This window comes from Ruegeria sp. BE9 (assembly GCF_056538765.1).
Window position 1 is genome coordinate 1,173,700 of record NZ_JBQFTS010000001.1, and the last position, 14,960, is coordinate 1,188,659.

17 protein-coding genes are annotated in these 14,960 nt (G+C 56.3%); 6 read left to right on the forward strand and 11 right to left on the reverse strand.

The window, feature by feature from the left end; translation table 11 throughout:
* Positions 1-92: 92 nt before the first annotated feature.
* The 5 genes from ACR0EO_RS05665 to rpiA all read right to left on the reverse strand — a co-directional run bounded on the left by ACR0EO_RS05665 (position 93) and on the right by rpiA (position 4,675).
* A complete protein-coding gene (locus tag ACR0EO_RS05665) occupies positions 93-287 on the reverse strand; it encodes a DUF2065 domain-containing protein (RefSeq protein ID WP_480687837.1) in 195 nt (64 codons plus the stop codon).
* On the reverse strand, positions 287-1,165 hold the full coding sequence (hflC, locus tag ACR0EO_RS05670; protein ID WP_480687839.1) for a protease modulator HflC: 879 nt from the start codon (positions 1,163-1,165) through the stop codon (positions 287-289). Before hflC ends, ACR0EO_RS05665 begins: the two co-directional genes overlap by 1 nt.
* Positions 1,165-2,310: an FtsH protease activity modulator HflK gene (hflK, locus tag ACR0EO_RS05675; protein ID WP_480687841.1), complete on the reverse strand. Its 1,146-nt coding sequence runs from the start codon at positions 2,308-2,310 to the stop codon at positions 1,165-1,167. The genes hflC and hflK overlap by 1 nt, the downstream gene beginning before the upstream one ends.
* 72 nt (positions 2,311-2,382) lie before the next feature.
* Complete coding sequence (gor, locus tag ACR0EO_RS05680) at positions 2,383-3,741, reverse strand: glutathione-disulfide reductase (protein ID WP_480687843.1); 1,359 nt, start codon at positions 3,739-3,741, stop codon at positions 2,383-2,385.
* A 148-nt stretch (positions 3,742-3,889) separates the two neighbouring features.
* The gene (gene rpiA / locus ACR0EO_RS05685; protein WP_480687845.1) at positions 3,890-4,675 is read right to left on the reverse strand and encodes a ribose-5-phosphate isomerase RpiA; all 786 of its coding nucleotides are present in this window, start codon (positions 4,673-4,675) and stop codon (positions 3,890-3,892) included.
* A gap of 167 nt (positions 4,676-4,842) precedes the next feature.
* Here rpiA and ACR0EO_RS05690 point away from each other — a divergent pair, with 167 nt between their 5' ends.
* From ACR0EO_RS05690 to ACR0EO_RS05705, 4 genes are read left to right on the forward strand one after another with little or no spacing between them, the layout of a single operon-like run.
* Complete coding sequence (locus ACR0EO_RS05690; RefSeq protein WP_480687847.1) at positions 4,843-5,544, forward strand: glutathione S-transferase family protein; 702 nt, start codon at positions 4,843-4,845, stop codon at positions 5,542-5,544.
* Position 5,545: 1 nt separating this feature from the next.
* Entirely contained in the window at positions 5,546-6,919 is a 1,374-nt protein-coding gene (locus tag ACR0EO_RS05695; RefSeq protein ID WP_480687849.1) for an L-serine ammonia-lyase, read from the forward strand.
* A gap of 36 nt (positions 6,920-6,955) precedes the next feature.
* Entirely contained in the window at positions 6,956-7,396 is a 441-nt protein-coding gene (locus ACR0EO_RS05700; protein ID WP_480687851.1) for a GFA family protein, read from the forward strand.
* Positions 7,397-7,406: 10 nt separating this feature from the next.
* On the forward strand, positions 7,407-8,321 hold the full coding sequence (locus tag ACR0EO_RS05705; protein WP_480687853.1) for a DMT family transporter: 915 nt from the start codon (positions 7,407-7,409) through the stop codon (positions 8,319-8,321).
* Here ACR0EO_RS05705 and ACR0EO_RS05710 read toward each other — a convergent pair.
* Complete coding sequence (locus ACR0EO_RS05710) at positions 8,266-8,973, reverse strand: thiamine diphosphokinase (RefSeq protein WP_480687855.1); 708 nt, start codon at positions 8,971-8,973, stop codon at positions 8,266-8,268. The two genes, ACR0EO_RS05705 and ACR0EO_RS05710, sit on opposite strands and share 56 nt — an antisense overlap.
* 121 nt (positions 8,974-9,094) lie before the next feature.
* Between ACR0EO_RS05710 and ACR0EO_RS05715 the strand changes: the two genes are divergently transcribed.
* Together ACR0EO_RS05715 and ACR0EO_RS05720 are read left to right on the forward strand one after the other, a co-directional pair.
* Positions 9,095-10,726 (forward strand): hypothetical protein, encoded by a 1,632-nt coding sequence (locus ACR0EO_RS05715; RefSeq protein WP_480687857.1) that lies wholly within the window; start codon positions 9,095-9,097, stop codon positions 10,724-10,726.
* A gap of 191 nt (positions 10,727-10,917) precedes the next feature.
* Positions 10,918-11,478 (forward strand): N-acetyltransferase family protein, encoded by a 561-nt coding sequence (locus ACR0EO_RS05720; RefSeq protein WP_480687859.1) that lies wholly within the window; start codon positions 10,918-10,920, stop codon positions 11,476-11,478.
* 43 nt (positions 11,479-11,521) lie between these two features.
* On the opposite strand, the gene ACR0EO_RS05725 is transcribed toward ACR0EO_RS05720, so the two are convergent.
* From ACR0EO_RS05725 to nthA, 5 genes are all read right to left on the reverse strand, one after another.
* Positions 11,522-11,764, reverse strand: a complete 243-nt coding sequence (locus ACR0EO_RS05725) for a DUF2842 domain-containing protein (protein WP_480687861.1) — start codon at positions 11,762-11,764, stop codon at positions 11,522-11,524.
* A complete protein-coding gene (locus ACR0EO_RS05730) occupies positions 11,764-13,059 on the reverse strand; it encodes an adenylosuccinate synthase (RefSeq protein ID WP_480687863.1) in 1,296 nt (431 codons plus the stop codon). Before ACR0EO_RS05730 ends, ACR0EO_RS05725 begins: the two co-directional genes overlap by 1 nt.
* Before the next feature lie 184 nt (positions 13,060-13,243).
* Complete coding sequence (locus ACR0EO_RS05735) at positions 13,244-13,579, reverse strand: nitrile hydratase accessory protein (RefSeq protein ID WP_480687865.1); 336 nt, start codon at positions 13,577-13,579, stop codon at positions 13,244-13,246.
* Positions 13,576-14,253: a nitrile hydratase subunit beta gene (nthB, locus tag ACR0EO_RS05740; RefSeq protein ID WP_480687867.1), complete on the reverse strand. Its 678-nt coding sequence runs from the start codon at positions 14,251-14,253 to the stop codon at positions 13,576-13,578. The genes ACR0EO_RS05735 and nthB overlap by 4 nt, the downstream gene beginning before the upstream one ends.
* A complete protein-coding gene (gene nthA, locus ACR0EO_RS05745; RefSeq protein ID WP_480687869.1) occupies positions 14,250-14,864 on the reverse strand; it encodes a nitrile hydratase subunit alpha in 615 nt (204 codons plus the stop codon). The genes nthB and nthA overlap by 4 nt, the downstream gene beginning before the upstream one ends.
* Between the last annotated feature and the right edge of the window lie 96 nt (positions 14,865-14,960).

Consider the following 14,960-nt stretch of genomic DNA (forward strand, 5'->3'; position numbering starts at 1 on the left):
TCGGCAACCTTGCTTAACAACCAATGTAGTCAGTTTACCCAAGCTAGCAACTCGGGATCGCGGGGAAATCACCAGCAATTGAAAGCAATGTATTAAAAGCCGACCTGATATGCGCCCCACAACATTATCAGGCCACTGACAACACATATCAATCCGGCCAGCCGCCGCGCCTGCTCTGGCAGGGATCGCAGCGCCTCAAGCATACGTTCAATAAGCGAAGGGGCCAGCGCATACGCCAGCCCCTCGACAATCAATACCAGCCCAAAGGCCAGAAGGATCATACCCATTATCGGCCAGCCTGACCTGTGGGTGATTTCAAGTAGTTGAAGAACTCAGAGTCCGGGCTCAGCACCATAGAGCTGTTGCCGCCGCCCAGAGCCTGTTCGTACGCAGAAAGCGAGCGGTAGAATTCAAAGAACTCAGGATCAGCACCATAGGCTTCCGCAAAGATCGCGTTACGTTCGGCGTCTGCCTCACCACGGATGATCTCGGCTTCGCGGTTGGCGTCCGATACCAGTTCAACCACTGTTCTGTCTGCCTGAGCACGGATGCGCTGCGCGGCTTCTTTACCACGTGCGCGTTCGTCTGTTGCTTCACGCTCACGTTCGGCCTTCATACGGTCAAACGTTGCTTCAAGGTTTGCCTGCGGCAAGTCAGTTGCCTTAAGGCGCACGTCGATCACGTTAACGCCCAGCGCGCGAGCTTCGGCAATTGCGCTGTTCCGAATGCGCAGCATCAGGGCGGCACGGTCGGAACTAAGGATGTCGCGCGACGACACCGAACCCAGAACTTCGCGGGTTTCCGCGCGAAGGATACGATCCAGTCGATCTTCGGCCACCGGAATACCACCGACACCTACGGCCTGACGGAATTGCTCCAGATCAGAAATCCGGTAACGGGCGAAGGCATCAACCACCAGACGACGATCGTCCAAAGGCGTTACCTCAAGTGGCTGAACGTCGATCGACAAGATACGGTCGTCATAGCGAACGACTTCCTGGATCAGAGGAATCTTAAATGCCAGACCAGGCTCTTCCTTCACAGCGACGACGCGACCGAATTGCAGAACCAACGCGCGTTCACGTTCGTCGACGATGAAGATCGAGGAAAGACCGACAACGCCCAGAATAACGATGAGGATGAGAATAATGGGTGATTTACGCATTAGTTGCTCTCCCCGGATTGATTGCGACGCAGTTCATTCAGGGGAAGATAAGGAACAACCCCCTGCCCTTGTCCGGTCGAGTTTTCGTCAAGGATGATCTTGTCAACATCACCCAGAACCTGCTCCATCCGCTCGAGATACAAGCGTTTGCGAGTCACGTCTGGAGCCTTGGAGTATTCTTCGAGAACCGCGCTAAAGCGGCTGGCCTCACCCTGAGCGCTGTTGATTTGCTGAGCACGATAGGCTTCGGCTTCTTCCAAGACCTGCGCAGCTTCACCACGAGCTTGAGCCAACGCCTGGTTTGCATACGCATCCGCAATGTTCTGCTCGCGGTCGCGTTCCTGTGCCGCGGCCTGAACGTCGCGGAAGGCAGCAATAACGTCCTGCGGCGGGTCAGCCTTGTCAAAGTTGACGCGGATGATGTTCACGCCAGACTCGTAGCTATCCATCGTCGACTGGATCAGTTCCTGCAGGCGGTCTGCGATGACACCGCGATCCCGGTTCAGGATGGGGGCCAGTTCGCTTTGCGCGATGATCTCACGCATGGCCGATTCCGACACCGCACGGATAGTTTGACGCGCGTCGCGAAGATTGAACAGGAATTTGGCGGGGTCATTGATATTCCAAACGACCTGATAGTCGATATCAACCACGTTTTCGTCGCCTGTCAGCATCAGACCATCGTCGGTACCGCGCGCGCCGCCCATGTCTTCGGTCTGTTCGCGAGTGACCGGAAGGACCTCGGCGGTCACAAACGGCCACGGAGCAAAGTTCAGACCCGGATTGCCCACGGCCGAGAACTCACCCAGGAACAGCTCAACAGATTGTTCTTCAGGCTTGACGGTATAGAAGCTGGCCGCGCCCCACAAAACTGCTGCTACCGCAACACCGATCAAAAGCGTGCCCTTGGTAAAGAGAGGGCCACCGCCGCCCTGACCGCCGCCGCTGCCGCCACGACCCGAGCCGCCACGGCCGCCCATCAGGACGCGCAGCTGCTCCTGGCCTTTTTTCATCAGCTCATCGATCTCAGGGATCTGCGGGCCATCGCCTTCGGGGGGCTTGCGCCCATCCCCGTTGTTACCCCGATTTCCTCCACCGCCTGAAGAGCCTCCGCCCCCCCAGGGGCCACCGCTGTTGCCCGCCATATGAATCTATTCCCTTGTGTTGGACCGTGTGATCACGGTTTCCCTTGTAACTTGTGTGCGCGCAGTTGCAAATCAAGCAGTGCGAACAGGTTGCCGCATTGTCACCAGTTCTTCGGCCATTACCGGATGAACGGCGACCGTGCGGTCGAAATCTTCCTTAGTAGCGCCCATCTTTACGGCGATACCGGCCAGTTGGATCATCTCCCCCGCACCCGGAGCGACGATATGACAGCCAAGCACCTTACGGGTGGCCTGGCTGACGATCAGTTTCATTAACACACGCTGCGTTCCACCTGCGAAGGCCTTCTGCATAGGTTTGAACGATGTTGCGTACACCTCAATCGGTTCCTGTGCAGCGGCCTCTTCTTCGCTAAGGCCCACAGTGCCAAATTCCGGCTGCGTAAAGATCGCAGTTGGGATCAGCTCGTGATCTACCGGAGTAGGATTGCCTTTGAACACAGTTTCAACAAAGGCCATCCCCTCGCGGATTGCGACCGGAGTAAGGTTCACACGATCAGTTACATCGCCAATCGCATAGATCGAAGGCACGGCGGTCTGACTGTATTGATCCACCACGATCTCGCCCTTGCGGCCCCGCTCGACGCCTAAACCCTCAAGACCAAGATTGTCTGCGTTCGGCGCACGGCCAGTAGCGTACATGACCACGTCAAACTGATCCTCAGTGCCGTCGGTGGCTTTGACTCGGATCTTGTCACCCTCTTTGGTCATCTCAAGAACGTTAGTGCCCAGACGCACATCGATACCGTTCTGGCGCATCTCTTCGCAGATCAGGCCACGCGCCTCTTCGTCAAACCCACGCAGGATTTGCGCACCGCGATAGAACTGAGTGGTTTTAACGCCCATACCGTTCATGATCCCGGCGAATTCGCTGGCGATGTAACCTCCACCAACGATCAGGATGCTCTCGGGCAGTTTCTCAAGGTGAAAGATCTCATTCGATGTAATGGCCAGTTCCGAGCCCGGGAATTCGGGCACGACCGGACGGCCACCGGTAGCGATCAGGATATGCTTGGCTGTTTTGCGTGTGCCGTCGGCCAGCTCAACCGTATGTGCATCAACGACGGTGGCACGCTGATCAAAGCTCTCGACGCCGTTGTTCTTGAGGATATTGCGATAGATACCTTCCAGCCGGTCGAGTTCTGTCACCAGCTTGTCGTGGAATGTGTTCCAATCCAAAGCGCCAGGCTGAATGTCCCAGCCATAGGCTTGCGCGTCACCGACCATGCCCGAGAACTCACTGGCAAATACCATCAGTTTCTTCGGCACACAGCCCCGAATGACGCAGGTTCCGCCATAACGGTCCTCTTCCGCCAGTGCCACTTTGGCTCCGTTTTCGCCGGCTGCCACACGCGCTGCGCGGACCCCGCCAGAGCCTCCGCCGATGACGAACAGATCATAGTCAAAGCTCATCCTGGGTTCCTTTATTCAGTCTGGCCAAAATTCGTTGTTTATCTGGGGTTGAATGGCACGGTGCCAACCCTTGTCCGTGTAGAAATGCCGCCAAAGTCATAACTATTTCATTTGCTTTGAAACGCGCTCCCGCTCGCCAAGGGGTAAATCAGTCCGCCAAGTCAGAAAAGAGGTTCTCACCACTATCTGCAGGCAGATCCGTTTCCACGGTTCCTTCGTTGATGTCACGCAGTTCAACACGACCATCACCAAATCCGATGACAACCTTGTCACAGATATCGATGAACAGCCCATTTTCGACAACGCCGGGGACTTGGTTGAGCACCAGAGCCAATTGCCTTGCATTACCAATGCGTTGCAGGTGCAGATCCAGAATGTGATTGCCCTCGTCCGTAACAAATGGCGCCTCACCCCTCATGCGCAGAACGGCCGTCGTTCCCAGAACATCCATGGTGTCCAAGGCTTCTTCGATCAACGTGCGCGTTGTCTGCCATCCAAAGGGGATCACCTCGACCGGTAATGGGAACGCGCCGAGTGTCTCAACCTCTTTGCCAGCATCGGCGATCACCACCACTTGGTCGCTGGCCGTGGCCACGATCTTTTCTTGCAAATGCGCGCCGCCACCGCCCTTGATCAGGTTCAGCTCTCCGTCAAATTCGTCAGCACCGTCGATGGTCATGTCCAGCCAACCGGCCTGATCCAATGAGACGACCTCAATCCCGACTTCACGGGCCAGCTGCGCAGTACGAGTAGAAGTTGGAACGCCTTTAACCTTCAGACCTTCTTGCTGCACGCGTTCACCAAGACGACGCACCATCCAGGCGGCAGTTGATCCGGTACCCAGCCCAACGCGCATACCGTCCTGCACCATATCGGCCGCACGCCGAGCAGCGACGCATTTGGCCTTGTCGATGGGTGACATTTCTCCGGTCATGGCAGCGTTCCCCTTTATTGCTGCCGGACTTATACGGAATGCGGAGGACGACTGCGAGAGCGAATACACCGTTTTCCTTAGCAAACATGTGACGAAAATACGCGTTTCCGAAGGGAAACGTCGCAATCGAGGCTTTCGACATTCTGGCTGGGGTATACATAGTTCCTATGAACGCGCCCTACCTTCTACACTATGCCCCCGACAACGCCTCGCTGGTGATCCGGCTGGTTATGGAGGAGATGGGTCTGCCTTATGATACGGCCTTAGTCGATCGTCGCAACAACGCACAGTATGGTGCTGCCTATCGGGCGCTGAACCCGAATGGCCTGATCCCCGTTTTGGAAACCCCGCAAGGTCCGATCTTTGAAACAGCCGCCATTCTGCTGTGGCTGGCGGACTCAAATAAGCGGTTGGCCCCTACCCCTGATAGCCCCGACCGCGCGGCTTTTCTGAAATGGCTGTTCTTTGCATCTAACACTTTGCACGCCGATCTACGCATCCTGTTCTATGCCGAAAAATACATCAACGCAGCCCAAGCAAACACCTTGCGCGACGGTATACGCCCTCGTCTGGCACAACACCTGAAGTTGCTGGACGCAGAGGCTGCAAAGACGCCCAAGTGGTTGAACCCGGATCAACCCTCAGTGCTAACCTACTATCTGGCCTGCCAAATGCGGTGGATGGCGCTGTACCCTTCAAATGCTGATCGCAGCTGGTTCCAGCTGGCGGACACCCCGCACCTGCAGACTATCCTAACCGAGCTCGAAACCCGTCCCGCGACCCAAACTGCTGTCGCGGCAGAGGGGCTGGGGCTTTCACCGTTCACATCTCCGACTTACGCTAACCCTCCAGAAGGCTCAGCTACCTGACATGTTTCTCTCTGTCTTCGATATGTTCAAAGTGGGCATCGGCCCGTCTTCGTCTCACACCATGGGGCCCATGGTCGCCGCTGCCCGGTTCCTTGACATGATGCGCGCGTCTCCATTCGAATTCGCCGGTCTGCGCGGTTCGCTTCATGGGTCGCTGGCCTTTACCGGCGTTGGCCACGCAACCGACCGAGCCACCATTCTTGGGTTGGCTGGATTTGTCCCCGACACCTATGACAACGAAAAAGCAGAGGCGGCACTGGCTGCGATTGCGGAAACACACTCGGTGACCCCCGAAGGGTTGCCGACACTGCATTTCGACCCAAAGGCCGATCTGATCTTTGATTACGAACATCACTTGTCCGGCCACGCCAACGGCATGATCCTTATGGCAACCGACGCTCAGGGCGACGTGATCCTGCGCCAGGTCTTTTATTCGATCGGTGGTGGGTTCGTGCTGACCGAAGAAGAACTAGCCGAGGGCAAGGCCACCGACGAAGGCGCACCAGTCCCCTTCCCCTTCAAATCCGCCGTCGAGATGCTCGACATGGCCAAGGCGAGCGGAAAAAGCATCGCCGAAATGAAACGGGCCAACGAAATCTCGCGCGGCTGCAAGGATAGCCTTGCCAAGGGAACAGCGAGGTTGTGGCAGGTGATGAACGACTGCATCGAGCGCGGTCTAAGCACCGACGGTATCCTCCCAGGCGGTTTGAGCGTGCGTCGCCGTGCCAAAGGCATTCATGACGCGCTGCAAGCGGAACGGGGCATGAACCTGAATGCGCCACACACAATCAACGATTGGATGAGCGTTTACGCGATGGCCGTGAACGAAGAGAATGCTGCTGGTGGACAGGTCGTCACCGCGCCGACCAACGGTGCTGCTGGTGTGCTGCCCGCAGTACTACGCTACTACCTCGATCACGTGCCCGGCGCATCTGAAACACACATCGAAGATTTCCTGCTGACAGCGGCTGCCATCGGCGGGCTGGTCAAGTTCAATGCCTCGATTTCAGGTGCCGAAGCAGGATGCCAGGCAGAAGTCGGCAGCGCGTCGGCCATGGCCGCAGCGGGTTTGTGCGCTGTCATGGGCGGCACACCTGAGCAGGTCGAAAACGCTGCCGAAATCGCATTGGAGCATCACTTGGGCATGACCTGCGACCCCGTCGCCGGACTGGTTCAGGTACCATGTATCGAGCGCAACGGTCTGGGCGCGATCAAGGCAGTGTCTGCAGCATCACTTGCGCTGCGCGGTGACGGGCATCATTTCGTGCCGCTTGACGCCGCAATCGAGACGATGCGCCAAACCGGCCATGACATGCACGAAAAATACAAGGAAACTTCACTGGGCGGTCTGGCGGTGAACGTGCCAAACTGCTGATACCGTCACTCAGGACGGAGATTTGCGGGGGTCGAAATGCAAGGACATTGCCTATGCGGAGCCGTTCGGTTTCAAGTCGATCCACCAGTTCTGTCCTGCGTGACCTGCCATTGCGACAGTTGCAGACGACAATGCGCGGCGCCGATGACGACCTATTTCGGCGTCCGCGACGGACAATGGCGCTGGACCGGCGACGTGCCTAAAACCTTCAACTCCTCCCCCGGAGTAGAACGCAGCTTTTGCCCAAATTGCGGCACACCTATTTCTTTCCGATCGCAATCCATGTCGGATGTAATGCACCTCTATGTTGCGACGCTGGAAGACCCCGAGGCCCTTCAACCCACCCTCCACGTCGCGCATGAAGAAAAGCTGAACTGGGTTAAGCTCTATGACGGGCTGCCCCACTGCATCGGACCGGATTACACAAAAGTTCAACCGTTGCCTTCGGCGCTTTTCAGTGGTTGGAAAAACCCCTAGCGTCCTGCGCATGACACAGGATCGACCAGTATTCGGCATCGTCTTGATGCTTGGTTTTTGCGTGCTTGCACCGATGGGGGATGCAATCGCTAAATTGCTTGGCGAAACAACTCCTCTGGGTCTTTTGGTCTTCGCGCGTTTCGCTGTCCAAGCCGGGGTTTTGGTCCCTTTGGCTTTGCTGAGCAATCGTTCCTTACGTATGCGGGGCCGGGTTCTACGCCTGACATTCGTCAGGACTATCCTGCAAATCATTGGCATTTCAGCGATGTTCACGTCCTTGCAATTTTTACCGCTGGCCGATGCAGTCGCCATCGTCTTTGTTATGCCGTTCATCATGTTGATCCTGGGCAAATACGTGCTGGATGAAGAAGTCGGCCTACGCCGGCTGATCGCCTGCGCTGTTGGGTTTGTTGGAACACTGCTGGTTATTCAACCCAGCTTTGCACAGGTCGGCGCGGCCGCCTTGTTGCCGCTTGTCGTGGCAATTGTGTTTTCGTTTTTCATGCTGGTAACGCGCCAGATCGCCAAAGAGGCTGATCCCATCGCATTGCAGGCTGTGTCCGGCATAGTGGCCTCTGCCCTTCTGCTTCCAGTCCTGTTGATCGGAACGTTCGGAAACGTGTGGGAGCTTTCCCTAGCCTTGCCGAAAGGCGATAGCTTGGTGTTGCTGGTCGCAATTGGCCTTTTGGGAACCGCCGCGCATTTATTCATGACCTGGTCGCTTCGTTATGCGCCCTCGGCGACCCTCGCTCCGATGCAGTATCTTGAAATACCGGCCGCCACCCTCATTGGGTGGTTGATATTTCATGCCTTGCCGAATGGAACAGCGGCCGTTGGTATCGGGATCACCATAGCAGCCGGGCTGTACGTTATTCTGCGTGAGCGGGCCAGCGCTCGGTCTGCTCCGACAGAAACGCCTGCATGACCTGATCGAGTGCGTATCTGGGAACCATCACCAAAAGACCTGGGCCATCCATCACTAGATCAACATCTGCCAATGCGCGGTTGGACGTGCCAACACGACCATCCGGCTCCAGCACCAAATCGTCGATTGGCCATTCTAAACCGCGGCTGCGCCCAATTACGCGCTTAAATGGAAACAATGAAACAACATCGCCGGATGTAAGACTGAATGCGATATGCGGCGGCGCATGAAAGACGATCTCATGCTTCCCTATAAGGATGCACGGACGGTTTTGGTGCTGAACCAGCACGTTAAGAACTGCCAGCTGGTGATCCAATCGCCCACCAAGGAACCCTGCACCTAAGACTATAGGCGCCTCGATATGGCGTAAGGCTTTGTCAAAATCTGTACTGTCCTGTTCCCGGATCGGAAACAAACGCTCGTCCGGGATCAAATTTCGGCACCTATCATCAAGCGAATCAAAATCGCCGATAACCGCATCTGGCATACGCCCCGATTCTATCAGCGGGGCCGCGCCACCATCCGCTGCAACAACCTCACTGACGCGAATCAGCAGCAGATTCAGGTCATCCGCACCGATTTGGCCGCCTCCGACCAGTCCAATTGGCTTTGATGACCGTACAATTGGCACATTTTTTCTAAGATTGATCATTTTTCCCGGATTTGGACACATTGAGACCACAAAATGGTAGGTTCATGCAGAAAGTTTCGAGCCATTGGTGTGCCCGTCGCCGGGTGAGTGGCTCTCGTAGTTTGTAAAGGACGTGCGTCTGATGGTACAGAATAACAAGGTTTTGACCGTATCCTATGGAACCTTCTCGTGCACTTTAGAAGGGTTCGACGATTCCTTCGAGACAATGAAAGCAATTGCAGAGTACTTTCGGGATCTCGCGGCCGACGATCGTTATTTTGGGTCAGAACCTCCGCAGCCAGACTCTGAAATGCTGGCTCGTATCGCTCGTCGTGACGCATCCAGAAAAATCGAAGCAAGCCATAGCGAAGCAGGACTAGTCTTGCGGGCAACCGAAGAACCCACCACCCCGTTGCAGTCCGCCCCCACTGCACCGGATCTGAACATCATAAGCACCCCTACCGCTGCACCTTCCCCCTCGCAGCCGCCACAGACTTTCTTTGCCGAGGCCGAACCCGTCGAAGAAACCCCTGCCCCCGCAGCAGATAGCATCGCCGCCAAACTGCAGCGCATTCGGGCCGTCGTTTCGCATTCCGAGGAAAACTCGGTCATCTACACGGAAGACGAAGAAACTACGCTTATGAAAAGCGCAGCGGGCCCCTCGGACGCAGTCGCAGCCGCATTCGCGGCCGGGTCATTGGAACCGGAAGATCTGGACAGCCCAGCCGTCTCCGAGGCGCCTACTGAAGTCGCAGAGGAACAGGGCGCCGCTCCGCATCATGATCTGCCAACTGCCGAAACATATGCAGAGGACGAAGTCGCGGACGGCGACGATGCCCAAAGTGCCGCGGAAGGCGCAGCGCTTGTTTCTGATCTATTGGCAGAAGAAGAGGCCGAGACCTCTGACGTTCTGTTTTCGGATATCGAAGAGAACGAGCCCGAAGTTGAAGAAACAACGAATATTCTCAGCGAGGAAATCGAAGAGAATGATGATGCCGAGTTTCAACCCGCTGAAGAGGAAATTCAGACCGGTATCCTGACTGAGGAAGACGAGATCGACCTGCTGGACGAGATTTCCGAAGTGGAAAACATTCTGGCAGAACGCGCACCTAAGACATCTGGCACTCTGGACCACGACGTATCGCGTCTGATGGACAAGGCCGGAGAGCAACTGAACGACCCGGACACCAGCAACAAGCGTGAAACCTATTCGCGCCTGCGCGCTGCAGTTGCTGCAACCGAAGCCGAGCGCAGCGATGCCACAGCTGCCGGCAAAGGCGACGAAGGATACCGCAGCGATTTGACCTCGGTGGTCAGCCCCCGCCGCCCTGAGGTTCAAGTGACTAGCGCGCGCCCTGCAAGCGATGCATCTGCGCCCTTGAAGCTGATTGCTGAGCAGCGGATCGACAACCAAGACGAAGAGACCGGACCGGTAACCCCCCGCCGTGTCACGGCGGACGTTGAAGAAGAAGAAACACCCGAAGAAGGCGGCTTCGCCCTGTTCGCGCAAGAGCAAGGCGCACAGTCCTTGCCCGATTTGCTGGAAGCGGCCGCTGCTTATCTTTCCTTCATCGAAGGTCAAGAACAGTTTTCGCGTCCCCAACTGATGAACAAAATCCGCTCGCTCAAGCAGGACGACTTCAACCGAGAAGAAAGCCTGCGCATGTTTGGACAGTTGCTGCGCGACGGGAAAATCGAGAAAGCAGGTGGTGGCCGTTTCGCAGCTTCAACTCAGATCGGGTTCCGTCCAGACGACGAACGTGCCGCTGGCTAATCACTGAAACCTGTACATGACAAATAGTGGGTCGGAGAGTTTCTTCGGCCCATTTCTTTTGCGCAAACTCTCTGAAACTTGCATTTCCTAGGCGCGCTACCCTGATTTCCTATGCTGCAACGCAGAAACGTGGTAGATTGATGCCATCAAACTGGTTCAAATTCATCTTCCGCACGAACAGAGGTCATACCATGTATGAATTGGCAGTTCGGCGTCTCAGAATTTACGACAAGCCGAAAGTCATAAGTCATTTCAATAGCCTGGACGACGAAGCTCTGACATCTAGGTTCGGAGCACCGGTCCCTGCGGCGTTTATTCAGACGTATCTTTCCGGTCTGTTTGACGACGGCGCGCTGGTATTTGGAGCTTTCCCGGATTTCTGCCTGCGCGGCGTTGGAGAACTCCGTCTATTTCCTGACGGTCACAACCAAGTTGCAGAAGCCGCCTTTACCGTTGAAGCCGCATGGCAGGACCGTGGTATCGGAGACGCCCTTCTCTCTCGCATTATCACTGCGGCGCGAAACCGAGGCATACGCGAAGTGCACATGCTTTGTCTGGCAACTAACCAAAAGATGAGGCGTCTCGCGGCCAAGCACGACGCCGAATTGAATATTGTGACCGGTCAGATCGAAGCCACGTTAACTGCGCCGTGGCCTACCCCGTTCAGCGTGGCCGAAGAAATATCAGGAGAGTACCATGCCATCGCCCGCGCGATCCTGAGTTGGCCCTCTCCGGACCAACGTACAGGTTGACCTCACCCAATCGCCGCAAATTAAGTGGCGACTGGGTAGTTCTTTATTCAGAAGGATGGTCTGGGTCTTCTTTGCCGACGCCTTTAAAGACGAATTTGAACGGCAGGGCCCAAACGATACCAAGGGCGATATAAACCAGCAATTCCAGCCAGATAGGTGGGCGATCAAGCCAGTTCACGATTGTAACCACCGCTACAATGTAAACTGGCAAGCCAACCAACAGCAGCACCAGCGACCAGCGGCGGCGCGCTTTGTAGCTGAGGCCAGTTTTCTCTTGCTCTGCCATCAGTCGGCAAACGGGTCGGTCACCAGAATGGTATCGTCCCGCTCCGGGCTTGTGGAAAGAAGTGCGACAGGGCACTCGATCAATTCTTCTACGCGGCGCACGTATTTAATCGCATTTGCAGGCAAGTCCGCCCAGCTACGCGCGCCCTCAGTGGATTCGCTCCACCCCGGCATCTCTTCGTAGATCGGCTTGCAGCGCGCCTGTTGATCGGCTGCTGTCGGCAGGTAATCCAGGCGTTCACCATCCAGTTCGTAGCCAACGCAGATCTTCAACGTCTCGAAACCATCCAAAACGTCAAGCTTGGTCAGAGAAATTCCGTTTACGCCGCTGGTCGCACAAGTCTGGCGCACCAGGCAGGCATCGAACCAGCCACAACGACGCTTACGGCCAGTTACGGTTCCGAATTCGTGCCCACGTGTCCCCAAGCGCAGACCATCGTCGTCGTCAAGCTCGGTTGGGAAAGGCCCCTCACCCACACGAGTGGTGTAGGCCTTGACGATCCCAAGAACGAAATCGATCGAACCGGGCCCGATGCCGACACCAGTGGCGGCCTGACCTGCGATCACGTTCGATGAGGTAACAAACGGATAGGTGCCGAAATCGATGTCCAGCAGTGCACCCTGCGCACCTTCGAACAGAATACGTTTGCCAGCCTTGCGCTTTTCGTTCAGCACTTTCCAAACCGGAGCGGCATACGGCAGAAGCTCGACAGCGATTTCTTTAAGCTGTGCAACCAAGGCATCCCGATCGACAGGCTCGATGCCCAGACCTTTGCGGAGCGGATCGTGGTGCTGCAACGCGCGATCGACACGCGCTTCAAGGGTCGCCTCATCAGCCAGATCAGCAACACGAACCGAGCGACGGCCGACTTTGTCCTCGTAAGCCGGGCCGATACCGCGACCAGTAGTTCCGATTTTAGTGCCTTTGCTCGCAGCTTCTTCGCGCGCGCGGTCCAACTCACCGTGGATCGGCAGGATCAGAGGGGTATTTTCCGCGATCATCAGCGTTTCAGGCGTGATCTCAACGCCCTGTTTACGGATCGACGCGATTTCATTCACCAGATGCCATGGGTCCAGCACAACGCCGTTTCCAATGACGCTGAGCTTGCCGCCACGCACAACGCCCGAAGGCAGTGCGTTCAATTTGTAGACCTCACCATCGATGACCAGCGTGTGACCGGCGTTATGCCCGCCTTGGAAACGCGCGATGACGTCCGCCCGCTCGCTAAGCCAGTCGACAATCTTGCCTTTTCCTTCGTCACCCCACTGGGCGCCGACAACAACCACATTGGCCATATCCGGTCCTTTTGCGCTGAGTTATCAAACCTCGCTCGTATAGCCGGGACAAAGCGCTAGGGGAACCGGTAATTCGCCGCAGATAAACAACCTTGCTGAATGCAGTTCCGATGAGCGTTTTTGGGTGGATTTGATGCCTGCGGTAATCCGACCGAAAGCCTTCGCAAGGGCAATCAGCACCTTGCTAGGATTGGCTTAAACGCACAGGTTCACCATGGGGCGTGGTCAAATAGGCTTGTTCCCATGCCTCTTGGGTTCTTTCAACTTCACCCAGCGCAGCTGCGCCGTTCTCATCCAAAAGCTGTTCCAAGGTTTCTAGCCAAGCGTGAAAGTAGTCGTCTCCACCGTCAAGCTCGCGACTCAAGCCGTGGCGTTTGAGAGTTTCTGAAAACCGCGCTGCCCATTCCGACCAATCGAATCGCCCTGCTTCGTTCAAGGCAACGGTGACCGCGAAAACCTGAGCGTGCCAAGGTTCGGCAAAGACGGGTTCTGGTGCGGAGTGAGAGATGCACGTGGTCATAGCGGCTCCAAATAGCTTTGCCACAAATCCAAAACCACCTCATCCTTGGGGTGTTCCGGTTCTGCCCAAAGCTCTGATGCAGGGAACACGACAGCATATAGAGGTTCGGGCGCCTCACCCAAGCCATGCGCGCTGGAATCCGGCAGGACATGCGTACCGTGTAACTGAAGTATTCGTCCTTTTGCGCCAGCGGCGTACAACGGTAACCTCGTATGCCCCCCGTCCACCAAACGGTTATGCGCTGGACGCAGAGTGCGAACTTCTTGGCCAACTTCGAAGCGAACCGGTACGCTTGACGGCCGGTCGGCAGGCCCCCCCTTTGCAAGAGCCCCAGAGACTGCATCAGCCTTTAGAACTCGAGCAGACAATGGATGCACCATATCTGCATCAACGCCAGTAAGGTCCTCTTTGGTCAGAACACCTTTTTCAACCAAAAGATCTGCCAGACCCGATATCCACTTTTCATAATAGGAAAACCGAGCGTAGTCTTTCGGCGACAACCTCTCGCGGGCGTGGCGCGAAGTGTCGATGTTCCATTGACCTAAAAACCCGGTGGCCAATGTCACCGCCAAAGCGCGCGCGTGCCAATCCTCTGCGAATACCGGAGCGTCCTCGGCTTCGGGCTGAATGGCGTCGTCCCCAAAACGCCCGCCCATATCGTGAACGCGGGTCATGAGGGCACCTTTGCCAAGCCTGTTCCGATCATGCTGTCGCGCGTCACAAGAGCCGCTAGGTCGTCCTCGCTAAGGTCTTCGGTCCCCTTTGGCCGAATTGGCAAAACCAGATAGCGGATTTCGGCCGTAGAATCCCAAACGCGCACAGCAGTCTCACGCGGAAGTTCGACGCCGAATTCAGACAAAACCTTACGCGGTTCACGCACTGCGCGTGCACGATAGGCGTCAGATTTGTACCAACCCGGTGGAATTCCCAACAAAGGCCAAGGATAGCAACTGCACAGGGTGCAAACGACCATATTGTGCTGCTCCGGGGTGTTCTCGACGACAACCATATGCTCACCCTGCCGACCGTAGTAGCCAAGCTCAGCTACAACAGGCGTCGCATCCTCAAGCAACGCCTGTTTGAACGCCGGATCGCTCCACGCCTTGGCTACGACACGCGCTCCATTCTTGGGACCAATCTTGTTCTGATAGGTGTCAATGATCTCATCCAACGCCTCCGGATCGATCAGTCCTTTCCGGGTTAGAATCGTCTCAAGCGCTTTGACTCGTAACGCTGGTTCGGGTGGTAACAGGGCGTGCGGGTGGTCGTGATTATCGTGAGGCATGCGCCGGAGCCTGCGTTAAGATCAACACGTCTGTCCAGTCTCTTTGCTGTGATAACACGCATCACGATGGGTGATGGCAACTCCTCCCTTGCCCCC

What these genes read in the sequence shown, in the direction of transcription:
- ACR0EO_RS05715 (WP_480687857.1), top strand. Translation starts at nt 9,095, where the DNA reads ATGGTACAGAATAACAAGGTTTTGACCGTATCCTATGGAACCTTCTCG.
- gor (WP_480687843.1), bottom strand. Translation starts at nt 3,741, where the DNA reads ATGAGCTTTGACTATGATCTGTTCGTCATCGGCGGAGGCTCTGGCGGG.
- ACR0EO_RS05710 (WP_480687855.1), bottom strand. Translation starts at nt 8,973, where the DNA reads ATGATCAATCTTAGAAAAAATGTGCCAATTGTACGGTCATCAAAGCCA.
- hflK (WP_480687841.1), bottom strand. Translation starts at nt 2,310, where the DNA reads ATGGCGGGCAACAGCGGTGGCCCCTGGGGGGGCGGAGGCTCTTCAGGC.
- ACR0EO_RS05695 (WP_480687849.1), top strand. Translation starts at nt 5,546, where the DNA reads ATGTTTCTCTCTGTCTTCGATATGTTCAAAGTGGGCATCGGCCCGTCT.
- nthA (WP_480687869.1), bottom strand. Translation starts at nt 14,864, where the DNA reads ATGCCTCACGATAATCACGACCACCCGCACGCCCTGTTACCACCCGAA.
- ACR0EO_RS05700 (WP_480687851.1), top strand. Translation starts at nt 6,956, where the DNA reads ATGCAAGGACATTGCCTATGCGGAGCCGTTCGGTTTCAAGTCGATCCA.
- ACR0EO_RS05665 (WP_480687837.1), bottom strand. Translation starts at nt 287, where the DNA reads ATGGGTATGATCCTTCTGGCCTTTGGGCTGGTATTGATTGTCGAGGGG.
- ACR0EO_RS05720 (WP_480687859.1), top strand. Translation starts at nt 10,918, where the DNA reads ATGTATGAATTGGCAGTTCGGCGTCTCAGAATTTACGACAAGCCGAAA.
- ACR0EO_RS05725 (WP_480687861.1), bottom strand. Translation starts at nt 11,764, where the DNA reads ATGGCAGAGCAAGAGAAAACTGGCCTCAGCTACAAAGCGCGCCGCCGC.
- ACR0EO_RS05730 (WP_480687863.1), bottom strand. Translation starts at nt 13,059, where the DNA reads ATGGCCAATGTGGTTGTTGTCGGCGCCCAGTGGGGTGACGAAGGAAAA.
- ACR0EO_RS05705 (WP_480687853.1), top strand. Translation starts at nt 7,407, where the DNA reads ATGACACAGGATCGACCAGTATTCGGCATCGTCTTGATGCTTGGTTTT.
- nthB (WP_480687867.1), bottom strand. Translation starts at nt 14,253, where the DNA reads ATGACCCGCGTTCACGATATGGGCGGGCGTTTTGGGGACGACGCCATT.
- hflC (WP_480687839.1), bottom strand. Translation starts at nt 1,165, where the DNA reads ATGCGTAAATCACCCATTATTCTCATCCTCATCGTTATTCTGGGCGTT.
- ACR0EO_RS05690 (WP_480687847.1), top strand. Translation starts at nt 4,843, where the DNA reads ATGAACGCGCCCTACCTTCTACACTATGCCCCCGACAACGCCTCGCTG.
- ACR0EO_RS05735 (WP_480687865.1), bottom strand. Translation starts at nt 13,579, where the DNA reads ATGACCACGTGCATCTCTCACTCCGCACCAGAACCCGTCTTTGCCGAA.
- rpiA (WP_480687845.1), bottom strand. Translation starts at nt 4,675, where the DNA reads ATGACCGGAGAAATGTCACCCATCGACAAGGCCAAATGCGTCGCTGCT.